This is a genomic window from Lachnoclostridium sp. An14 (assembly GCF_002160755.1).
Lineage (GTDB): Bacteria > Bacillota > Clostridia > Lachnospirales > Lachnospiraceae > Lachnoclostridium_A.
Genome location: NZ_NFLE01000006.1, coordinates 60,472 through 82,903 on the forward strand (window position 1 = coordinate 60,472; position 22,432 = coordinate 82,903).

A 22,432-nucleotide genomic window follows, 5' to 3' on the forward strand; every position below is an offset into this window, starting at 1 on the left:
CTGCGATGGTTATACTATAGCATACTTGTTTTTGTATGTCAAGCATTTTGATAATGATTTTCAAATTCGTTTTAAGCTTTATGTTCCGTGCTCTCCGAACCACCGTGTCCGCAGCCGCAGCTCCCTCCGCAACTACTGCATCCACAGCAGGTCTTTCCTTCTTTTTTATCCTTCACCAGTTTCCGCACCACCAACACCACACAGGCAGCGATGATGACCAACAGTAAAATATCAATGGGATTCACAGCGCACCCTCCTCTCCTGTTTTTGAGGATACTATACACCTTTAGTAGGGAATTGTCAATGTTTTTGATAATGGTTTTCATTAACTACTTTTTTCCTGTCATCTCTCCCTGACAAATTTCCCAAATTCCCCATATTTCCCATATACGCCAAAAGGAAGGCGCCGCGGGGCGCCTCCCTCTCTGTTCTTATTTTCATCAGATTCTCTTGCAAATCCTGTGAATTATTCTTCCGGATCAGCCATCTCCTCGGTTTCCATCTCCGGCTCGTCGGCTGTCATCAGGATCTCGTCCTCCTCTGCCTCGTCGTCCAGAAGGATCTCATCCTCCGGGGACACGTCCGTGTTGAGGCGGACGTTGCGGTAGCGTTTCATACCGGTTCCGGCAGGAATCAGCTTACCGATGATAACGTTCTCCTTCAGGCCGATCAGGTGGTCTACCTTGCCGTTGATAGCGGCCTCGGTCAGAACCTTGGTGGTCTCCTGGAAGGACGCGGCGGACAGGAAGGAATCGGTGGCAAGGGATGCCTTGGTGATACCAAGCATGACCTGTTTGCCCTCCGCCGGCTTCTTGCCCTCGGCGATCAGAGCCTCGTTCATGTCGTTGAAGTCCAGAACGTCCATGGATACGCCCGGCAGTACGTCGGAATCACCGCTCTCCTCGATCTTGATCTTCTTCAACATCTGGCGGACGATCACTTCGATGTGCTTATCGTTGATCTCTACGCCCTGGAGACGGTATACACGCTGTACTTCCTGGATCATGTAGTCCTGCACGGCGCGGACGCCCTTGATCTTTAAGATGTCGTGAGGATTGATGCTACCTTCGGTCAGCTCGTCGCCGGCCTCCAGCACCTGTCCCTCCGTCACCTTGATTCTGGATCCGTAGGGGATCAGATAGGTCTTGGAGTTTCCGGTCTCGTTGTCCGTGACTACGATCTCTCTCTTTTTCTTCGTATCCTTGATGGCCACCGTTCCGCCAAACTCGGTGATGATGGCAAGTCCCTTCGGCTTACGCGCCTCAAACAGCTCCTCTACACGGGGAAGACCCTGTGTGATGTCGCCGCCGGCCACGCCGCCGGTATGGAAGGTTCTCATGGTCAGCTGCGTACCAGGCTCACCAATGGACTGAGCGGCGATGATACCTACGGCCTCGCCTACCTGTACCGGCTGGCCCGTCGCCATGTTGGCGCCGTAGCACTTCGCACAGACACCGATGTGAGACTTACAGCTGAGCACCGTACGGATCTTTACGGAATCCCGGCCCAGTTTCTGCAGGACCTTCATAACGGCAGCGGCACGTTTCGGCGTACACATATGGTTGGCCTTTACTACAACCTCTCCCGTATCCGGATCCACGATGGTCTCGGCGATATAGCGCCCGGTCAGTCTCTCCTCCAGGCTCTCGATGGTCTCCTGACCATCCATAAAGCCCTTGATCTCCATGAACGGGATCTCCTTGCCTTCACAGCAGTCCGTCTCGCGGACGATCAGGTCCTGGGAAACGTCTACCAGACGTCTGGTCAGGTAACCAGAGTCAGCGGTACGCAGAGCCGTATCGGAAAGTCCTTTACGGGCTCCATGAGCGGAGATGAAGTACTCCAGTACGTCCAGTCCCTCACGGAAGTTGGACTTGATGGGAAGCTCGATGGTGTGTCCCGTCGTATCCGCCATCAATCCGCGCATTCCCGCAAGCTGCTTGATCTGCTTGTCAGAACCACGGGCTCCGGAGTCCGCCATCATGTAGATGTTGTTGTATTTGTCAAGTCCGGTCAGCAGGTCGTGGGTCAGCTGGTCGTCCGTCGCCTTCCACGTCTCGATAACCTCTTTGTATCTCTCCTCCTCGGTGATCAGGCCGCGGCGGAAGTTCTTGGAAATCCGGTCCACAGTAGCCTGAGCGTCCGCGATCAGTTTCGGCTTGGAGGCCGGCACCGTCATATCGGAAATGGATACGGTCATGGCTGCCCTGGTGGAGTACTTGTAGCCGATGGACTTGATGTCATCCAGGGTGATGGCTGTCTGGGTCGCTCCATGGGTATTGATAACCTTCTCCAGAATCTGCTTTAACTGTTTCTTTCCTACGTGGAAGTCTACTTCCAGTTTCAGCTCATTGCCCTCTACGGTTCTGTCTACAAAGCCCAGATCCTGAGGAATAATCTCGTTGAAGATGAACCGTCCTACGGTGGACTCTACCACTGCGGTCTTTACGGTTCCGTCGGCCATGGTTTTGGTCACACGCACCTTGATTCTGGAGTGCAGGGTCACCACGCCGTTTTCATAGGCCAGAATCGCCTCGTTTACGCTCTTGAAGAACTTGCCTTCGCCCTCAGCGCCCGGTCTCTCCTGAGTCAGGTAGTAGATACCAAGCACCATATCCTGGGACGGAACGGCCACAGGGCCGCCGTCGGACGGCTTTAACAGGTTGTTCGGGGACAGTAGCAGGAAACGGCACTCCGCCTGAGCCTCTACGGACAGGGGAAGATGCACAGCCATCTGGTCTCCGTCGAAGTCTGCGTTGAACGCGGTACATACCAGGGGATGAAGCTTGATGGCCTTACCCTCTACCAGAATGGGCTCGAATGCCTGGATACCCAGTCTGTGCAGGGTAGGAGCACGGTTTAACATAACGGGATGCTCCTTGATCACATCCTCCAGCACATCCCAAACCTCCGGCTGAAGGCGCTCCACCATCTTCTTGGCGTTCTTAATGTTGTGGGCGGTGCCGTTGGACACCAGCTCCTTCATTACGAAGGGCTTAAACAGCTCGATGGCCATTTCCTTGGGCAGGCCGCACTGGTAAATCTTAAGCTCCGGGCCTACCACGATAACGGAACGTCCGGAGTAGTCCACACGCTTTCCTAACAGGTTCTGACGGAAACGTCCCTGTTTTCCCTTTAACATATCGGAGAGGGACTTGAGGGCTCTGTTTCCGGGGCCTGTTACCGGTCTGCCGCGGCGTCCGTTGTCAATGAGGGCGTCCACCGCCTCCTGGAGCATACGTTTCTCGTTGCGGACGATGATGTCCGGAGCGCCCAGCTCCAGCAGTCTGGCAAGACGGTTGTTTCTATTGATAATTCTTCTGTATAAGTCGTTTAAGTCGGAGGTGGCGAAACGGCCGCCGTCCAGCTGTACCATGGGGCGGATGTCCGGCGGAATCACCGGGATCACGTCCATGATCATCCACTCCGGACGGTTTCCGGAGTTGCGGAAGGCCTCTACGACCTCCAGGCGCTTGATGATTCTGGCCCGTTTCTGGCCGGTGGCGTCCTTAAGGGCTTTTCTTAAGTCCGCGGAGTCCTTCTCCAGGTCGATGGCCTTTAAAAGCTCCTGGATGGCCTCGGCGCCCATTCCCACGCGGAACGCGCCGTAGCCGTATTTCTCCAGCTCATCCCGGTACTCTTTCTCGGAGAGCACCTGCTTGAGCTGCAGGGCCGTCTGGCCGGGATCCAGCACGATGTAGGAAGCGAAGTAAAGCACCTTCTCCAGGGTTCTCGGAGAGATGTCCAGGATCAGTCCCATCCGGCTGGGAATTCCCTTAAAATACCAGATATGGGAAACCGGCGCAGCCAGCTGAATATGGCCTACCCGCTCTCTGCGGACGCTTGCCTTGGTGACCTCCACGCCGCAGCGGTCGCAGATCACGCCTTTGTAACGGATTTTCTTATATTTTCCACAGTGACATTCCCAGTCCTTTGTCGGTCCGAAGATACGCTCGCAGAACAGGCCGTCCCGCTCCGGCTTTAAGGTCCTGTAGTTGATGGTCTCCGGCTTTTTTACCTCGCCGTGGGACCACTCCAGGATCTTTTCCGGGGATGCCAGGCCAATCTTGATGGCGTCAAATGTCAACGGCTGATAAGTTTCATTTGTCTCAGGCATATCATTACTCCCTTCTACTTATTCTTCATCATCATAAGAGTCATCGCCCAGATCGAACGAATCATCATCATAGCCGTCATCCGGCTCCTCCTGCGCGCTGTCCACATTCACCAGCTCGTCGCCCTTAAACTCCTGCTCCTGATAGCCGTAGGCGCCGTAGGACTCATCCTGGTTGTAGTGGCGGTCTCCCTCAATGATGGAGCGCAGGTCGGTATCGCCGTAGTCGATGTTCTCGGACAGCTCTACCTCCGTATTGTCGTCGCGGAGTACGCGGACATCCAGTCCCAGGGACTGCAGCTCCTTCAGAAGTACCTTGAAGGACTCCGGAATGCCCGGCTCCGGAATGTTCTCGCCCTTGATAATGGCCTCGTAGGTCTTCACACGGCCCACCACGTCGTCGGACTTCACAGTCAGGATCTCCTGCAGGGTGTAGGACGCGCCGTACGCCTCCAGGGCCCAAACCTCCATCTCTCCGAAACGCTGTCCGCCGAACTGTGCCTTACCGCCAAGAGGCTGCTGAGTAACCAGGGAGTATGGTCCGGTGGAACGGGCGTGGATCTTATCGTCTACCAGATGGTGAAGCTTCAGGTAGTGCATATGGCCGATGGTAACGGGGCTGTCGAAATACTCGCCGGTACGGCCGTCGCGCAGCCTTACCTTACCGTCTCTGGAGAGCGGCACACCCTTCCAGAGCTCTCTGTGCTCCAGATGGCTGCCCAGGTACTCCATAACCTCCGGCTTTAAGGTATCTTTATATTTCTCCTGGAATTCCTCCCAGGTTCCGTTTACATAGTCATTCGCCACGTCCAGGCTGTCCATGATGTCAACCTCGTTGGCTCCGTCGAAAACGGGGGTGGCGATGTTAAAGCCAAGGGCCTTGGCCGCCAGGCTTAAGTGGATCTCCAGCACCTGTCCGATGTTCATACGGGACGGCACGCCTAAGGGATTCAGCACGATGTCAAGGGGACGTCCGTTCGGCAGGAACGGCATATCCTCCACCGGAAGCACGCGGGAAACCACACCCTTGTTTCCGTGACGTCCAGCCATCTTGTCGCCTACGGAGATCTTTCTCTTTTGAGCGATGTAGATGCGGACGGTCTCATTCACGCCGGGAGACAGCTCGTCGCCGTTCTCTCTGGTGAATACCTTGGCGTCCACCACGATGCCGTAAGCGCCGTGAGGCACCTTCAGGGAAGTGTCGCGGACCTCTCTGGCCTTCTCGCCGAAGATGGCGCGCAGCAGTCTCTCCTCCGCCGTCAGCTCCGTCTCGCCCTTCGGGGTCACCTTTCCTACCAGGATGTCTCCCGCGCGAACCTCAGCGCCGATGCGGATGATTCCTCTCTCGTCCAGATCCTTTAAGGCGTCCTCGCCTACGCCGGGAACGTCTCTGGTGATCTCCTCCGGTCCCAGCTTGGTGTCACGGGCCTCTGCCTCATACTCCTCAATGTGGACGGAGGTGTAAACATCCTCCTGCACCAGACGCTCGCTGAGCAGAACGGCGTCCTCGTAGTTGTAGCCCTCCCAGGTCATGAATCCGATCAGCGGGTTCTTGCCCAGGGCGATCTCGCCGTTCTGGGTGGACGGGCCGTCAGCGATGACCTCGCCGGCCTCCACGTGATCGCCTTTGTAGACGATGGGTTTCTGATTGTAGCAGTTGGACTGGTTGCTCCTGGTGAACTTGATTAAGTGGTACACATCCCGGTTTCCGTCGGAATCTCTCTTGATGATGATCTCGTTGGAGGCAGAGCGCTCTACCACACCGGCGTTCTTCGCGACTACGCACACGCCGGAGTCCACGGCTGCCTTGCCCTCAATTCCCGTTCCCACCACAGGGGCCTCGGTCTTAAGAAGCGGTACGGCCTGACGCTGCATATTCGATCCCATGAGGGCGCGGTTCGCGTCGTCGTTCTCCAGGAAGGGGATCATGGAGGTCGCCACGGAGAATACCATCTTCGGGGAAACGTCCATCAGGTCAATATTCTTTTTCTGGAACTCGGAAGTCTCCTCGCGGAAACGTCCGGAAACATTGTTGTGGATGAAGTGGCCTTCCTCGTCCAGCGGCTCGTTCGCCTGAGCGACAATGTAGTTGTCCTCCTCGTCGGCGGTGAGGTATACCACCTCGTCCGTAACGATGGGGTTGGCCGGGTCGGTGCTCTTGTCCACCACGCGGTAGGGGGCCTCGATGAAACCGTACTCGTTTACTCTCGCGTAGGTCGCAAGGGAGTTAATCAGACCGATGTTCGGTCCCTCAGGGGTCTCAATGGGGCACATACGTCCGTAGTGGGTGTAGTGTACGTCTCGCACCTCGAATCCGGCTCTGTCTCTGGACAGACCGCCGGGCCCCAGGGCGGAAAGACGTCTCTTGTGGGTCAGCTCCGCCAGCGGGTTGTTCTGATCCATGAACTGGGACAGCTGGGAACTTCCGAAGAACTCCTTCACCGCAGCCGTCACAGGCTTGATATTGATTAAGGACTGGGGAGTGATGCCCTCCATGTCCTGGGTGGTCATTCTCTCCCGCACCACTCTCTCCATTCTGGAAAGGCCGATGCGGTACTGATTCTGAAGAAGCTCGCCCACGGCGCGGATCCGGCGGTTGCCCAGATGGTCGATGTCGTCGGACGTGCCTACTTCCTCCTCCAGGTGCATATTATAGTTGATAGAGGCCAGAATGTCCTGTTTCGTAATGTGTTTCGGGATCAGGTCGTGGATATTGCGGTGAACCGCCTCCTTTAACGCCTCCTGATCGTTTCCGCATTCTGCCAGGATACCTTCTAACACCGGGTAGAATACTAACTCCGTAACGCCTGCCTCAGCCGGGTCGAAGTCCACATAGGCAGCCAGATCCACCATCATGTTGGAAAGAACCTTCTGGTTTCTCGTCGGTCCCTGTACCCAAACGTAGGGAACCGCGGCGTTCTGGATCTTTGTGGCCAGCTCCTGGTCCACGGAAGTCCCTTTCTCCGCCAGGATCTCTCCCGTAGTGGCATCCACTACGTCCTCGGCCAGCACATGGCCCTTGATCCTGTTTTTGAGATGAAGTTTCTTATTGAATTTATATCTGCCAACCTTTGCAAGATCGTATCTCCTGGGGTCAAAGAACATACTGTTCAGCAGGCTTTCTGCACTATCAACGGATAACGGCTCGCCGGGCCGGATCTTTTTGTATAACTCTAATAAGCCATCCTGGTAATTGTCGGACGTGTCCTTACCAAAGCTGGCCAGAAGTTTCGGCTCCTCGCCGAAAAGGTCGATGATTTCCGCGTTGGTGCCGTAGCCCAGGGCGCGGATCAGCACGGTGACGGGAACCTTTCTGGTCCGGTCCACGCGCACGTAGAAAATATCATTGGAATCGGTCTCGTACTCCAGCCATGCGCCGCGGTTCGGGATCACGGTGCAGCTGTAGAGCTCCTTTCCGATCTTGTCATGACCGATTCCGTAGTAAATACCGGGGGAACGCACCAGCTGGCTGACAATAACGCGCTCCGCTCCATTGATCACGAAGGAGCCGGTATCCGTCATAAGCGGAAGGTCGCCCATGAAGATCTCGTGCTCATTGATCTCGTCCTTGTCCTTGTTACAGAGCCGTACCTTGACTTTTAAGGGCGCCGCGTAAGTCGCATCGCGCTCCTTGCATTCTTCAATCGTATATTTCACATCGTTCTTGCAAAGTGTAAAATCTACAAATTCCAAGCTCAAATGTCCTGCAAAATCAGCGATCGGGGAAATGTCATCGAACACTTCCTTTAAGCCTTCATCAAGGAACCACTGATAGGAGTCCTTCTGGATCTCAATCAGGTTGGGCATCTCAAGAACTTCTTTTTGTCTTGAAAAGCTCATTCTCACGCTTTTCCCGGACTGAACCGGGCGCATTCTGCTTTTTTCCATTGACGTTTCACCCCTGTTATATTATTCTAATTTTGGGCATAGTTGTGCCTAGGCACACGCCGCCACAATAGTGCACATTTCATATTATCATAGGAAAGTCAAGCTGTCAAGGATTTTTTACTTGCACTTTTCGTCAGAAAATGGTATACTATTGCGGATAGGTTCTCCTATTGGAAATTACACATTGGAGGTAGGTCTCGTGAACACACTATGGACAGTACTTTTGGTGATTCTCATAATCGCCGTGATCGCTCTGGTTGTCCTCTATTTCTTAGGAAGGAAACTGGAAAAACGCCAGGTGGAATCCCAGGCACTCATGGAGGCAGCGGCTCAGACCGTTTCCATGCTTGTCATTGACAAAAAGAAATTAAAGCTGAAGGATGCGGGACTCCCGAAAATGGTTTATGAGCAGACTCCCAAATACCTGCGCCGCTCTAAGGTGCCGGTGGTCAAGGCCAAGATCGGCCCGAAGGTGATGACCCTCATGGCTGACCCGAAGGTATTTGAGGCCCTTCCCGTAAAGACGGAGGTGAAGGCCGTCGTCAGCGGTATCTACATAACGGAGATCAAAAGCGTCCGCGGCGGCTCCATCCAGGCACCGCCGAAGAAGAAGGGATTTTTTGCCCGGTTTAAAAAGGACAAATAAGATCGTCGGGAAATAAAAGGAATTGAAAGAAAACCCCCGCCAGACTGGCGCGCTACGGCGCGGAGAGGTCTGGGCGGGGGTTTTTGTGTGAGGGGAAACGTGCACCGCGACGGGCATCCGAGCGGAACGCGGGGCTGCTCCGGCAGCCGTTTCCCCCGCGCGGAGCGCACCTTCAGCAGAGGCTTTCGTGTCATCGGGAACGCCGTTTCCTATATACAAAAAATGAGAGCGAGTATACCATTTCCGTATTCCTCACTCTCATTTTTTAGTTTATTATTTGCAGGTTATGACAACCCAACCAACACCGCCAAAATCACCACCACAGACGAGCACACAAACAGCACTGCCTGGAATTTGATCTGGAATTTGGCCCAGCGGCCCCAATCCAGTCTCGCGGCCGCGAGAGCGCCCATAAGGCAGCCGGAGGTGGGCACGATAAAGTTGGTAAATCCGTCGCCCAGCTGGAAGGCCAGCACCGCTACCTGTCTGGTCACTCCCACGATGTCGGAAAGGGGCGCCATGATGGGCATGGTGAGAGCCGCCTGGCCGGAACCGGATACCACGAAGAAGTTAAATACGGACTGGAACACGTACATCGCCCAAGCGGAAAGCATGGGCGGGAAGTTCTTCATTCCCTCACCGATGGAGTGGAGGATGGTGTTGAGCACCGTCGGGCTGGTGGCGTCGGTACCGCCCAGCACGATCAGGATTCCCTGCGCCATTCCCACGCAGATGGCCGCGCCCAGAAGGTCCGCCGCGCCGCGGTCAAAGGCTCTGGCAATGTCGTTTAACTTCATATCGTTTAAACGGAACGCAACGCCAATGAGACCGGCTACCAGTCCCATCACAAAGAACTGAGAGGCGATTTCCGGAATGTAATAGCCCTGTCCGATGACTCCCCAGATGGTCCAGGCAATGGTGGCAACGATGGTCAGCAGCACCAGCTTGTGGCCCAGTGTGAAGGGAACATCCTGTTTCTCCTTGGATTTGAAATCCTCACGGTAATACTGGTCGGATTCGTAGGCCACAGATTTCTGCGGATTTTTGTGGATCGCCTGAGCGTATTTCATGGTAAAGGCGATGGTAAGTCCGGTAAAGAATACCCACATAACAATACGGAACGGAGCTCCGGAAAGCACCGGCACCTCTGCCACGCCCTGAGCTACCGCCAGGCTGAACGGGTTCATCCAGGAGGAGCCGAAACCGATCTGGGTAGCCACATAGGAGCACATCACGCCCACAACGGCGTCATAGCCCAGCGCAATGAACATGGGAACCAGGATCATTACAAACGGCAGGGACTCCTCCCCCATGCCGAACACGGCCCCTCCCAGGGAAAACAGGGTGATGAGCAGAGGAATCAGCAGGATTTCCCGCCCCTTTGTCTTGGCGATTACCTGCATAATGCCGCTTTCCACGGCTCCCGTCCTCAGCACGATACCGAAGGCGCCGCCTACCACCAGGATAAAGGCGATGATTCCCACGGCGGTGCCGTTTTTATCTCCCACAGTCAGGCCCTCAAACACGTAGTTTAAGATTCCCTGGCCGCCGAAGTCCTCTGTTCCGAACAGAGGCGCCACCTTCGTCACCCGGTCTCCGTTTTCATCCAGCACGTACTGGAAACTGTCCGGATCAATGACAGTCCTTGTCTTTTCCTCGGTCCCCTGCATATAGGTGACCTCTCTCGTCTCATACGTTCCTAACGGGATGAACATGGTGAGAACAGCCGCAAACAGAATCACGAAAAAGATAATGATATATGTATGCGGCATTTCAAATTTTTTCTTTTTTTCCATCATGGAACCCCCTATTGTCGCTTTTTGCCTGTCTCGCCGCGAGCAGGCTGTAAATGCTATCATACCATATTTTCTTCGGGAGCGCACCTTATTTCTGCAAATTTATACATTTATCCGCATATTACCCACATAACAAAGGCAGAGCCGGCGCACCCATCCGTTTCTGGATGGCAATTTCCGGATATTCCCGCAGAATGGTCAGGCATCTGCCTCCTCGTTTCCCCTGGACCTGGCCTCCAGGGTGATGTGACAGCGGGAAACCTGCTGGCCGTTGATTTCCAGAATATATTCCACCCGCACACACAGCATTCCGTCTGTCTCCTCCAGGCGGATCCGCTCCGTGGTGATGCCCACCAGCATTTCCCCGAAGGGAGTGACGTAGCTGGCCATGACGGTCACGCCCCGCCGGAAGGTCATGTGGACGTTTACTCCGCCCCGTTTGATGATTTCCATGGTGTCGGGACGGATTTTCACCACATTTTTCACAGGCTGATCCAGACCTTCCATGGATTCATCGTACAGAAGGTAACGGACGCCGTTCTTTTCGTAATAATTCCCGGTGGTGATCAGCTCCACGTCGCCGCTGTCTCCGTCCAGGGTATGCACGCCGGTAACGCTGATGAGCACATCCTTTGTCATTTGCTCAAAACTCCTCTATATTGATTTTCTTTGTCCCTTTGACCACTTCCGGAAGAATGGATTTGGCAAAGCTGGTAAATTCCTCCGCCTGGTCGCTGACGAAAAACTGGTACTTTTCCTCCGGCGTCCGCTGACAGGTCAGCCCCTTTTCCTCCAAAAGGGCTTTCAGCTCGATGGCGGTCTCGTAAGCCGGGTTTACCAGGGTCACGTTTTCTCCCATGATCTTTCGCAGAGTGCTGCGGATCAGGGGGTAATGGGTGCAGCCCATCACCATGGTGTCGATGAATTTGGTTTTCAGCTCCGACACGTAGCGGGAGGCGATTTCCTCCGTGACGGAATCGTGCCACAGGCCTTCCTCCACCAGGGAAACGAACAGGGGGCAGGCCTTGCTGAACACCTCCGCGTCCGGCTTGTAGCCGCGGATGGTGTTTTCGTAAATGCCGCTCTTTACGGTGGCTCTGGTGCCGATCACCCCGATTCTCCCGTTTCTGGTGACCTGGGCGGCCATATGGGAGCCGGAGCGCACCACGCCGATGATGGGGACGGCGCTCTCCGCCTCCAAAGTCTCCAGGGCGTAGGCACTGGCCGTATTGCAGGCGATAACGATGGCTTTCACGTTCTGGGTATTCAAAAACCGGATGATCTGCCGGGAATAGCGGATGATGGTGTCTTTCGATTTCGTTCCGTAAGGCAGCCTGGCCGTATCCCCAAAATAAACGATGGGTTCGTCCGGAATCTGGCGGATAATCTCCCTGGCCACCGTCAGGCCGCCGATACCGGAGTCAAATACGCCGATGGGTGCGTTTCTGTCCATGTGTTCTCCTTTCGCCTGCCCCTTTTATCTGTCGTAGCGCTGGAAAGCGTGGCCGATCAGGGCCTGCACCAGCGTTTTTTTGTCCATTCCAGCTGCCTCCCAGAGCATGGGGTACATACTGATAGCCGTGAATCCAGGAAGGGTGTTGATCTCGTTGAACACGATGCCGCCGTCCTCTTTTACAAAGAAATCCACCCGGGACAAGCCATAGCCGTCCACCGCCTTGAAAATGTCCACGGCGGCCTGGCGGATCTTCTCCGCGGCGTTTCCGGGGAGCGGGGGATTGACAACGGTTTTGGATTCCGCGTTGTAATATTTGGCGTCAAAATCGTAGAATTCCGCGGCCGCGAGAATCTCGCCCACACCGGAGGCCTTCACCGGGGTTTTTCCGCCGCCGAACACGGCACATTCCACCTCATGGCCTACGATGGTCTCCTCTACCAGGATCTTCCTGTCGTGGCGGGCCGCCTCACGCAGGGCGTTTTCCAGCTCCTGGCGGTTCTCCGCCTTGCCCACTCCTTTTGAGGAGCCGGCGTTGGAAGGCTTTACGAATACAGGGTAGGAGAATTTCTCCTCCACTCTCGCGGTCACCTGGTCCATGTTCTCCAGTTCTTCCCGGTAAACCGGCACATAAGCCGCCTGGGGCACGCCCAGGGTGTCTACGATGATCTTTGTATACAATTTATCCATGGAAACGGCGGACGCCAGCACGCCGCATCCCACATAAGGGATCCGGGCCAGCTCAAACAGGCCCTGGATGGTTCCGTCCTCGCCGTACAGCCCGTGAAGAACGGGAAATGCCGCGTCCACAGGGCGTTTCTCAAAATGTCCGTTCTCCTCCAGGATGACACAGCGCTCGGTGGCATCCGGAGAAATGACTGCCTTTACCTGACTTTCTCTCCAGGAGCCGTCCTGGATGCTCTCTATGGAATCCGCCTTTACCCAGCGTCCCTCCTCCGTGATGCCGATGAGCAGGACATCGTACTCCTGCGCATCAATCTGGCTGGCCACATTGACCACCGACATACAGGAGACCACGTGCTCCGAGGACTGTCCGCCAAATATAACTGCGATGGTTTTCTTCATAATTGATCTTCTCCTTTTTATTCCGCCCGGATACGCGGGCGTAGAGTGTTTATATTATAGCACACCTGGTAACAATTACAATTAGAAAGAAGAAATCGGGAGGTTATTTTATGAAACGAAATGTTTGGATGGTCCTCAGCGCCGCCTGTTTCCTCACGGCTGCCCTGCTGTTTTCCGCTCGCGTGAGGGCGGAGGACGAGCGGCTGGCCAGCGTGATCGCCCCGCAGGTGCTGAGATTTCATATACTGGCAAACAGCAACCGGAAGGAGGACCAGGAGCTGAAGCTGGAGGTGCGGAGCCTTTTGCTGGAGGAGATTTATAAGGGAGTGGACGGGATGATGAGGGGGGACGGCCAGATGGCGGAGAACGCAGATTCCGCTGAAATCGCCCCGTTCTCCCGCGCTGGCGTGATCCAATATATCGACAGCCACAGCGCCAGCCTGGCCCGCTCCGCCGAGGACTTTATCCGCTCCCGCGGATTTTCCTATCCGGTGGAGATCCAGGTAGCTGAATCCTATTTTCCGACAAAATACTACGGCGACCTCCGCTTTCCCGGCGGGGTCTACGAGGCCGCCCGCGTAGTGATCGGAAACGGCAAAGGCCACAACTGGTGGTGCGTCCTCTACCCAAAGCTCTGTTTCGTGGACGAATCCTGGGCCGTGATGCCGGAGGAGTCGAAACAGGAGCTGGAGGCAGCTCTGCCAGACGGACAGTTCGAGGAGCTGGTGCGGCCGAAGGTGGAGATTGGGTGGAAGGTGCGGGAGGTGGTGGGGGGATAAAAGAAAGTGCAAAGGATTACAGGATTGCTCCGCTTTTTTTCAGTTCTCCCTGCAAAAAATGCGGCCAGCATCCTGTCAATGCCGGCCGCATTTTTTGATTTCAGCATTATTGCTTTGCCAGTCTGTATCTGTATTTTACTACTACCGCGCTGACAAACATAATGACGATTGTAATTAGATAGGGAACAGAAATTACTACCTGTGACGGAAGCCCAATGCTTTGCAGCGTAACAGAAAGCGCCTGCGTGTAGCCGAAAGCCAAACAGGCCAGCGCCGTTTTTAGAGGGTTTCCGTCTCCCACCATAATTGCCGCTAACGCCAGAAAGCCTTTTCCTGCCGAGATATTCTCCGTAAACATACTGGATCCGCCAATGGTAAGATAAGCACCTCCAAAACCGCTGAAAATACCACTGATCATAATTGCCGCCACCTGATATTTAAAAGAATTAACACCTACAGTTTGCGCAGCCACCGATTTGATTCCCACGCCGCGCAGCCGCAGGCCGAAAGGCGTCCTGTACATAACAATATACGCCACTGCCACCAAAAGAATTCCCATATAAACCAGTACATTGTGTCCACTTACAATTTCCCCGATATAAGGAATGTTCTGGATTACCGGAATATCGATAGAACTGAAACTTTTAATCCGTTCATCAATAAATACTCCCCTCGTATGCAGCAAAGCATCCAGCAGAAACGTCGTCGCTCCCCATCCCGCTAAATTCAGTGCAATTCCCACCACTACCGCATTGGACTTAAAATATAAAACAAAAACTGCAAAGACACAGGATGCAAGAGCAGCCGAAATCATTCCAAAAACAAGGCCAATCCAAGCATTTTCAAATAAATAACTTCCATACATAGAGAAAAACGCGCTGAAAGCCATAAAACTTTCCAATCCGATGTTTAAGACATTTGCCTTATGCCCAAAAGCGCCACCCATGGCGACAAACAAAACCGGCGTCATCAGTCTCAGGGTAGAGGCCATTACGAGAGGTCCAAAAAATAATTCCATCATCTGTTTCTCCCCTTTCTGCCTATACTCCGCTTTTTGAAAATGGATTTGAAATCAAGAGTAATAAATAGCACAAACAATGCCTGAACCAGGGTAACGAGAATACGGTTTACACTGGTCATTCTCTCCATTGATAAAGATCCAGCCTTAATCATTCCCCATACAATCGCAACAATTCCCGCCGCAATCGGATTATTTCTGGCCACCAGCGCCACCATAATTCCGTCCCATCCCATATTTGTGGAAAAATTTGTCCGGAATCTCAGATGAGGTCCTAAAATTTCCAATGCACCGCAAACTCCCGCTACCGCGCCGCTGAGCAAAAATATAACGAGATAATTCTTAAAGTGGCGAATTCCTCCATATCGTGCAAAATCTTTGTTTCTTCCTATCATCTTCCACTCATATCCTATACGGGTGTATCGATAAAGGATAAAAACCAGAATCACCAGCACAATCCCGATAAAAAAGGCGGTACTGGCCTGATACGGCGGCATAATCTGGGTAAGGCGTGCCGCCTCCGGAATCTCTGGAGTTGCAATCATATCCGGGTTGGTATCGCTTCCCAACCCCATCAGCATCATAGTAAGGTATTCCGTAAACTGTATTGCAGCGTAATTCAGCATCAGTGTCGTTATCATTTCATCAATATTCCAGTACAGTTTCAGCACCGCAGGCAGTACCGCATATAGCAGCCCAGCGAAAGCTCCCGCCAATACAGCAAGGGGAATCACGATCACACCAGGTCCCTGAACATATGCTCCTACCACAGCAGCTGTAAATGCTCCAAAATAAATCTGTCCCTCAATTCCCAGGTTATTAATGCCGGACTTCTGGGCAATTACCGCAGCTGTAGCCGAAATAATAACCGGAGTGCTCCAGCGAATGCTGCTGGCTATTGCTGATTTGCTGCCTACCGCACCCAAAACCATTTCTTTAAATGCCTCAAGCGGATTCGATCCCTGAATAATAATCAATATAGATGCCACTAAAATTGCTAAAACAATGGAAATGAGATAATTCAACACTGCGTCAGCAATACTACGCCCCTTTTTCATCGACCCCACCTCCCATCATATAAAGCCCGATTTCTTTTTCGTCATATTCCGGTCCGTGCAATTCCCTATTGAATCTTCCATCATACATCACCAGAATTCTGTCACTGAGCGTCATTGCCTCTGTAAGGTCATAGGTAACAAGAATTACGGAAACTCCTTCCTCCTCCACCTGTTTCTGAATTTCATGCCATATAAACTCAATGGCTCCTATATCAATTCCTCGAGTAGGATCCTCAATGATCAGTATTTTATTTTTCTGCGAGAACTCTCTGCCTACAATCATTTTCTGAAGATTTCCGCCAGATAAAGAGCCAGCCGGATCAGAACCAGACCTGGTTTTCACTTTGTATTCTGCAATTATTTTTTCTGTAAATTTTGTGGCTCCATCATAATCCATTAATATCCGTTTTTTCTGAAGATGCTTTAAGTGATAGCCCATAATACAGTTTTCGATCAAAGAAGACTGATCTGAACTGCCAAACCGGAGGCGATCCTGCGGTATGTATCCAATCCCCCGTAGACGGTTGTCCCGGATGGAAATTTTTTCAAGCCGTTCTCCGTTCACAGTCATGGACCCCGACTCCGCTTTTCTCATTCCCGTAATCGCCTCTACAAGCTCATTTTGTCCGTTCCCGGATACACCTACAATTCCCAGAATTTCCCCTTTCTTCAGATTAAACGACAGATCTCTAACCCGCATAATTTTACGATCATCCCGAACATTCAGGCCCTCAACCTGCAAAACTACTTTATCATGCTCTAAATTCGCTTTATCTAAATGGAGCATGACCTCCCGCCCCACCATCATGCTGGTCAAAGTTACCTCACTGGCCTCTTGGGCAGAAATTTCACCGCTGACATAGCCGTTCTTCATGACGGTGATTGTATCAGAGATCTCCAGTACCTCTTTCAGTTTATGAGTAATAAAAAGTACCGTTTTCCCCTGACTGATCAGGTAGCGAATCGCCTTAAACAGTCCCTGCACCTCCTGGTACGGCAAAACTGCCGTCGGTTCATCCAGAATAATGATTTCCGCGTTTCTGTACAGCACTTTGACAATCTCCACCTGCTGCTGCACCGCAATTGGAAGATCGCGTACCAATGTATGCAGGTCAAAGTGAAAGCCGTACTCCGCACAGATTGCTTTTATCCTTTCTTCGCTCTCCCTTTTATTAATAAAGAGTCCTTTCTCTACACTTTCATATCCGATAATGATATTGTCCAGCACCGAAAGCCTGTCGAACAGCATAAACTCCTGCTGAACCATCCCAATGCCCGCCCGATTGGCGTCATTTGCGTCTCTGAAAATTGCCCTTTTCCCGTTTAACAGGATTTCTCCTTCATCCGGCTTATTCACACCGGCTATAATATTCATCAGAGTGCTTTTCCCTGCACCGTTCTCCCCCACAACCGCGTGCACGGTTCCCTTCCGAATCTTCAGATTAATGTCTTTATTTGCCGCAAACTCCCCGTAATATTTGCAGATTCCTTTCAGCTCTAAAATATAATCCATAGCCTTCTCCTCATCGGTCCTCCCGCCGCAGAGCGGGAGGACCTCAGTCATTTCCATCACCTGCTATTCCACATCTGACGGCACCTCAATTTCTCCGTTTCTCATCTTTTCTTCCACCTCGTCTACAGCCTTTTTGACCTCATCCGGCAGTTTTTCATAATCACGTTCATCATAAAGCCTCGATCCGGATTTGATATTGTAGACATCCATTCCGGCTGTAAATGATCCATCCAAAGCACTTTTTCCAGCCTGATATACAGCTCCCGTAATATCCTTCAGCGCTGACCAGAATACAACGTCCTCATTGATAGACCCCTGCCACTCATCCGCGCCAATCGCTTTTACGCCTTCCTCCTCACACGCTCTAATCACGCCAAGACCAGCCTTATTGGCAGAGTGCATCACGATATCCGCCCCTTTTCCAATCACCTGTTTCGTCAGCTCACTTCCCTTGTTGGGATCATTTGCATCTCCTATATACAGAGATTCACACTCTACACTGGGATCGGCATAGCTCACGCCCGCTTCAAATCCAGCCCGGAATTTATTGATTACCGGCTGATCAGCACTTCCAATCCAGGATACTTTATTGGTCTCCGTAGTATTGGCAGCCACCACGCCAGCAATAAATGCCGCTTCCTGAGGTTCTACCACTATCGTCTTTACATTTTCCAGCTCACTAGTCACATAACAGTCTACAACAATAAACTTTGTGTCCGGAAAATCAGGAGCAATCTTTATTGCCTCGGCCGCCAAATCATCCCAAACAACATAAATAGGATTGGCACCGGCCTCGGCCATAGCCCGAATTTGTTCACTGTACTCAGATTTATCCAGCGCCTCAATGATCTTTGTCTCCACGCCGTATTCTTCGCCCAACTGTTCCACGCCGTCATACGCAAGAACCAGAAACGGATCTCCCTGAGCAATGGAAATGATCATAGCTGCCATTTCTGATCCAGCCGCGTTCTCTGCTGCTGCACTGGAACTGCCTTCATCGCTGCTCTGTCCGCATCCTGCCAAAAGTGCTGCTGCCGCAATCAGTGCCACTGCCTTTTTCCAAGTTTTTCTCATACTTCATCTTCTCCTTTCCATTGATTCATAAATTTCCTCACTGCCGTTTCTCCCACCGCCCCACTTCGCGGCCCTATAAAGAGAATAGAACGGGCCGCAGCGGCATTTGCGAATTCTCCAGCCTCCTTTAAACTCATTTCCAAGGACAGTCCGTATAGAAAGCTTACATTAAACGTATCTCCCGCCCCCGTCGTATCCACCGGAGTCACCCGATATGCCGGTATTCGATAATTTTCCAAGCCTTTATAGATAGAACAGCCCTGATCTCCTTCCGTGAGTACAACGATGCAATCCGTATTTAACTCCTGTCGGTACGCAGGCCCTACTTTATTTTTCAGTTGCCTGTTCCCTTCCGAATTAACAAACAGGACATCTGCCTTTTTTATCAGCTCCCACTCCTGTTCCAGAGCGGGGATGTCCAGATACTCCACATCCAGTACCAGCCTGACACCGCATGACCGCAGCATATCCACCAGACCTATGGGATCGAGAAAACATCTCATTTCTCCCAGAGTCGTATATACATAATCTGCCTCTTTTAAGTACCTCTCCTGTTCCGGATCCGGAACGAGATTTTTCTTTTTCGTGGGAATCACATAGATAATACGTTCTCCATCCTTCAAAAAAATCAGACATTTTACATCAGGAAGGGATGGATCATACCGGACCATATTCACATTCACGCCGGATTTTTCAAAATCCGCCAGAACTTGTCTGGCTTTTTCATTTCCGTTTACGGTATCCATCAAATACGTATTCATGCCATAAGAGGCTGCCACCGCCGCTGCGTTCCCGATCATTCCTCCCACTTTTTCTCCCAAAAAATCGCAGCAGACCTTTTCTCCCAACTCCGGCACAAAATCCATTTCATAATATTCATCCATGCAGCCAGAGCCTATCATGACCATTGTTACCGTATTTTTCATATTCAAAACTCCAAAATACTCTTTGCCAAGCCCTTCAGATCAAACTGGTTCTCTTTTTCTATCATTTCCAGATATCGTTCCGGCATGGAGTCAATTCCGTTTAATGCCCCCAGGATTCCTCCCACCATCGTGGCAACGGTATCCGTATCATTTCCTATATTCACTGCCGCGCAGATGCCGTCCACCGTATGGCCTCCAGCCGCTACACAGAGCCCAATAGCCGCTGGGACTGCCTCAACCGCCATCAGTCCGCTACCGATATAATCTGCGATCTCATCTATCGCTGTACTCAAATCCTTTGCTTCTACGGCAATAGATACCGCCCACCGGATCCTCGTCTCAACAGAGGCCCCAGCTAAAGTTGCTCCTGTTTTCCTGCCGATCTCATCTCCCTTTTTCGCACCGTAAAGAGACGCTCTCACCACATCAAATAGGTTGTCATTCTTTCCTATGGCCGCTGCTGTCGCTGCCGCAATGGCTGCTGCTCCAGATAAGGCTATATTATTATTATGAGTGATGCGACAGACCGTGACCGCCTGATCAATGGCAGCATCCACATCTCCTCTGGATAATAGGGCGATGGGAGCGGCCTTCATCGCAGCTCCATTTGTCGCCTTATTATTGTCATTAACAGGGACAAATTCATCGCTGCCAGCTTTTTTTCCCTGCAATTCCAGCACTCTGGCTCTGGTCGTCGGCCCGGCGAACCGGTCAAAGTATTCCGGAACCGCGGCCCACTTTAACAATGCAGCCACCGCCGTCTCCTCATCTATTCTTTTTCTGTTTACAATCTCCTGAAGCGTAACATACGCGACACTGAAATCATCCGTCACTTGTCCAGCCCGGCTGCCTCTCGCGAAAGTATCCGCAGGAGGGGCTAAAAAGTCCGTTACGTATCCACCAAACAATTCCGCGATCTGCTTTCTCGTTCTTGTCTCAGTAGCAGCTCCCATAGCATCCCCGGCAGCAGCTCCTGCCAAACACCCCAATATCTTTTTATACATTTTTTCCCTCCCGTTCCGCTAGCTCCCAAATTTGGCCTGCCAGCTTTTTTAAATCAATCGGATTGTGCTCATGAATTATGGTCAGATACTCCTCCGGAAACGCCTTCGCGCCTTCCCATGCTCCTAAAATTCCTCCAACCATTGTCGCCACAGTATCTGTATCATCTCCAATATTGACAGCTCCAAAAATCCCTTCCAGGGCAGAGCCTCCAGAAGCGGCAATAATTCCAAATACCGCCGGCACCGCTTCTGCCGCCATAAGACCACTTCCTATGTAATCTTCTATCCCGCAGATAGCCTCCTTCATTCCGCGACTTGTCATGCCAATCTCCACGGCTTTCTGGATTCTCTTGGCTATCGACGGTCCGCATATTTCTTTTCCATCTCTGCGTCCGGCCTCATCTCCCTTTACCGCGCCGTATACACCCGCTTTTATAATATCTTCCAGCTTGCTCTCCTTTTTCAGAGCCGCTGCGGTAGCGGCCGCAACGGCGCAGGCCCCGGACAGCGCAACATTATTATTGTGAGTGACACGGCACATAATCAGCGTATCCTCTATTGCCTGATCCACATTCCCGCCGGAAAAGAGAGCCAGAGGCGACGCCTTCATTGCAGCCCCGTTCGTCCCCTTCCCATTATCCACAGCGGGGGTAAATGTGGTCTCCTTTTTCTGCTGTCCCATCATAGTGTGAATAGCCGCTTTAGTCGTAGGCCCGGCAAATCTGGAAAATTGGGGAACATCGTACCACTTTAACAGTGCCTTTTTGGCCACATCCTCCGTAGCCACTCCTCCATTTTTCACGATCTCGCAGCAATTTAAGTAAGCAATACTGAAATCATCCGTAATCTGTCCTTTTTCACAGCCATGGGCAAATGTATCTTCCGGCGGTGTAAAAAATTTTTTTACATACCCTCCAAAATATTCCTCAATCTGCTCCCTGTTTCGTGTTTCCGTAGCCGCTCCCATAGCGTCGCCTGCAGCCGCACCTAAAAGACATCCTAAAATTTTGTCATAGTTCATGTACTCACCTTCTCATCTACCTTACCGTTACCGTTACATTTTCCATTTGTTCCGCTAAATCCTCTAAGTCATACCCATTCGCCTCGTTCAGGCGTTTTAACACCCGTTCTGGAAAAACGTCTTTCCCCCGGTATGCTCCCAGTACCGCCCCAACAATCGTCGCCATAGTATCCGTATCATTCCCAATATTTGCTGCCGCCTCAATTGCCTGCAGCGCATCTCCTTCCGCGGCTGCCATCAGGCCAAATGATACCGGTACAGAATCAGCTGCCATTCCACTGCAATCAAAATATTTCCTCAATATATCCATTGCGTCGCTGACATTTTCCGATGAAATTCCCATTGCTATTGCTATTTTAAGCCGTTTTTTCATCGACGGTCCAGCAACCACAGCTCCCCGTTCCCCTATCTTCTCCCCCTTTTCCGCTCCATCCAGTGCATCCTGAAGAATCTGGTACAGATCATTCCCCTTTAATGCACTGCAGACGGCATTGGCTACCGCGCAGGCCGCTGACATTGCAATGGGATTTCCATGGGTGGGAAAACATATGATTTCTGCAATTTTTAAAGTTTTTCCTGTATTTCCTTTTCCCATGCAGGCCACAGGTCCTATTTTCATTGCCCCTCCGTTAGAGGCTCTGCGGTTATCGTTAACCGGTTCAAATCCCTTCTGTTCTGTTGCATCAATCCCTCTCAAACGATTAATAAATTTCTTTGATGTAGGCCCTGCGAACTGCTCTAAAAACCTTTCGTTTTTCGCCCATTCCAGCAATGCCTGCTTTGCCACCTCCTCATTTACACGGCCTTCAGCCTTTAATATTTCCTGTATAGTGACATATGCCATACTGAAATCATCCGTTACCTGTCCCGCCGCATTCCCTCTTGCAAAAACATCCTCTGGAGGCGCCAGGAATTCCTGCACATATCCCCATTTCTCAAAAATCTGTTCCCTTGTCCGATTTTCCGTCGGCGCTCCCAAAGCATCCCCATAGGCAGCTCCGATCAGACAGCCGGCAATACGGTCTTTCAACGAAATTTCCATTTTTCTTTTTCTTC

General features: G+C 52.1%; 17 protein-coding genes. 2 read left to right on the plus strand and 15 right to left on the minus strand.

Going from position 1 to position 22,432, the window contains the following annotated elements; all coding sequences use genetic code 11:
- Positions 1 to 71 precede the first annotated feature (71 nt).
- The 3 genes from B5E84_RS05160 to rpoB all read right to left on the minus strand — a co-directional run bounded on the left by B5E84_RS05160 (position 72) and on the right by rpoB (position 8,002).
- Entirely contained in the window at positions 72 to 245 is a 174-nt protein-coding gene (locus B5E84_RS05160) for a FeoB-associated Cys-rich membrane protein (RefSeq protein WP_204248542.1), read from the minus strand.
- A 221-nt stretch (positions 246 to 466) separates the two neighbouring features.
- Positions 467 to 4,117, minus strand: a complete 3,651-nt coding sequence (gene rpoC / locus B5E84_RS05165; protein WP_087220210.1) for a DNA-directed RNA polymerase subunit beta' — start codon at positions 4,115 to 4,117, stop codon at positions 467 to 469.
- A gap of 18 nt (positions 4,118 to 4,135) precedes the next feature.
- The gene (gene rpoB, locus B5E84_RS05170; RefSeq protein WP_087220213.1) at positions 4,136 to 8,002 is read right to left on the minus strand and encodes a DNA-directed RNA polymerase subunit beta; all 3,867 of its coding nucleotides are present in this window, start codon (positions 8,000 to 8,002) and stop codon (positions 4,136 to 4,138) included.
- A 199-nt stretch (positions 8,003 to 8,201) separates the two neighbouring features.
- Between rpoB and B5E84_RS05175 the strand changes: the two genes are divergently transcribed.
- Complete coding sequence (locus B5E84_RS05175; protein WP_087220216.1) at positions 8,202 to 8,648, plus strand: hypothetical protein; 447 nt, start codon at positions 8,202 to 8,204, stop codon at positions 8,646 to 8,648.
- A 284-nt stretch (positions 8,649 to 8,932) separates the two neighbouring features.
- On the opposite strand, the gene yfcC is transcribed toward B5E84_RS05175, so the two are convergent.
- The 4 genes from yfcC to B5E84_RS05195 all read right to left on the minus strand — a co-directional run bounded on the left by yfcC (position 8,933) and on the right by B5E84_RS05195 (position 12,986).
- A complete protein-coding gene (gene yfcC / locus B5E84_RS05180; protein ID WP_442911391.1) occupies positions 8,933 to 10,447 on the minus strand; it encodes a putative basic amino acid antiporter YfcC in 1,515 nt (504 codons plus the stop codon).
- 195 nt (positions 10,448 to 10,642) lie between these two features.
- Complete coding sequence (locus B5E84_RS05185; protein WP_087220222.1) at positions 10,643 to 11,083, minus strand: YwiB family protein; 441 nt, start codon at positions 11,081 to 11,083, stop codon at positions 10,643 to 10,645.
- A 4-nt stretch (positions 11,084 to 11,087) separates the two neighbouring features.
- The gene (murI, locus tag B5E84_RS05190) at positions 11,088 to 11,897 is read right to left on the minus strand and encodes a glutamate racemase (protein WP_087220225.1); all 810 of its coding nucleotides are present in this window, start codon (positions 11,895 to 11,897) and stop codon (positions 11,088 to 11,090) included.
- Between the two features lie 24 nt (positions 11,898 to 11,921).
- Positions 11,922 to 12,986, minus strand: coding sequence for a D-alanine--D-alanine ligase family protein (locus B5E84_RS05195; RefSeq protein ID WP_087220228.1), 1,065 nt, complete (start codon positions 12,984 to 12,986; stop codon positions 11,922 to 11,924).
- A gap of 107 nt (positions 12,987 to 13,093) precedes the next feature.
- Between B5E84_RS05195 and B5E84_RS05200 the strand changes: the two genes are divergently transcribed.
- Positions 13,094 to 13,762, plus strand: a complete 669-nt coding sequence (locus tag B5E84_RS05200; protein ID WP_087220231.1) for a stage II sporulation protein R — start codon at positions 13,094 to 13,096, stop codon at positions 13,760 to 13,762.
- 106 nt (positions 13,763 to 13,868) lie between these two features.
- Here the strand turns inward: B5E84_RS05200 and B5E84_RS05205 are convergent, their stop codons facing one another.
- The 8 genes from B5E84_RS05205 to B5E84_RS05240 form a co-directional block, all read right to left on the minus strand.
- Entirely contained in the window at positions 13,869 to 14,783 is a 915-nt protein-coding gene (locus B5E84_RS05205) for an ABC transporter permease (protein ID WP_087220234.1), read from the minus strand.
- A complete protein-coding gene (locus tag B5E84_RS05210) occupies positions 14,780 to 15,838 on the minus strand; it encodes an ABC transporter permease (protein ID WP_087220237.1) in 1,059 nt (352 codons plus the stop codon). The genes B5E84_RS05205 and B5E84_RS05210 overlap by 4 nt, the downstream gene beginning before the upstream one ends.
- Entirely contained in the window at positions 15,822 to 17,351 is a 1,530-nt protein-coding gene (locus B5E84_RS05215) for an ABC transporter ATP-binding protein (protein WP_087220407.1), read from the minus strand. The genes B5E84_RS05210 and B5E84_RS05215 overlap by 17 nt, the downstream gene beginning before the upstream one ends.
- Before the next feature lie 63 nt (positions 17,352 to 17,414).
- Complete coding sequence (locus B5E84_RS05220) at positions 17,415 to 18,425, minus strand: BMP family ABC transporter substrate-binding protein (protein WP_087220239.1); 1,011 nt, start codon at positions 18,423 to 18,425, stop codon at positions 17,415 to 17,417.
- Positions 18,422 to 19,351, minus strand: a complete 930-nt coding sequence (locus B5E84_RS05225) for a carbohydrate kinase family protein (RefSeq protein ID WP_087220241.1) — start codon at positions 19,349 to 19,351, stop codon at positions 18,422 to 18,424. Before B5E84_RS05225 ends, B5E84_RS05220 begins: the two co-directional genes overlap by 4 nt.
- A gap of 2 nt (positions 19,352 to 19,353) precedes the next feature.
- A complete protein-coding gene (locus B5E84_RS05230) occupies positions 19,354 to 20,355 on the minus strand; it encodes an ADP-ribosylglycohydrolase family protein (protein ID WP_087220244.1) in 1,002 nt (333 codons plus the stop codon).
- Positions 20,348 to 21,376 carry an ADP-ribosylglycohydrolase family protein gene (locus B5E84_RS05235; protein WP_087220246.1) on the minus strand — a complete coding sequence of 343 codons (1,029 nt, stop codon included), beginning with the start codon at positions 21,374 to 21,376 and terminating at the stop codon, positions 20,348 to 20,350. Before B5E84_RS05235 ends, B5E84_RS05230 begins: the two co-directional genes overlap by 8 nt.
- A gap of 16 nt (positions 21,377 to 21,392) precedes the next feature.
- Positions 21,393 to 22,418, minus strand: a complete 1,026-nt coding sequence (locus tag B5E84_RS05240) for an ADP-ribosylglycohydrolase family protein (protein WP_087220249.1) — start codon at positions 22,416 to 22,418, stop codon at positions 21,393 to 21,395.
- Positions 22,419 to 22,432 lie beyond the last annotated feature (14 nt).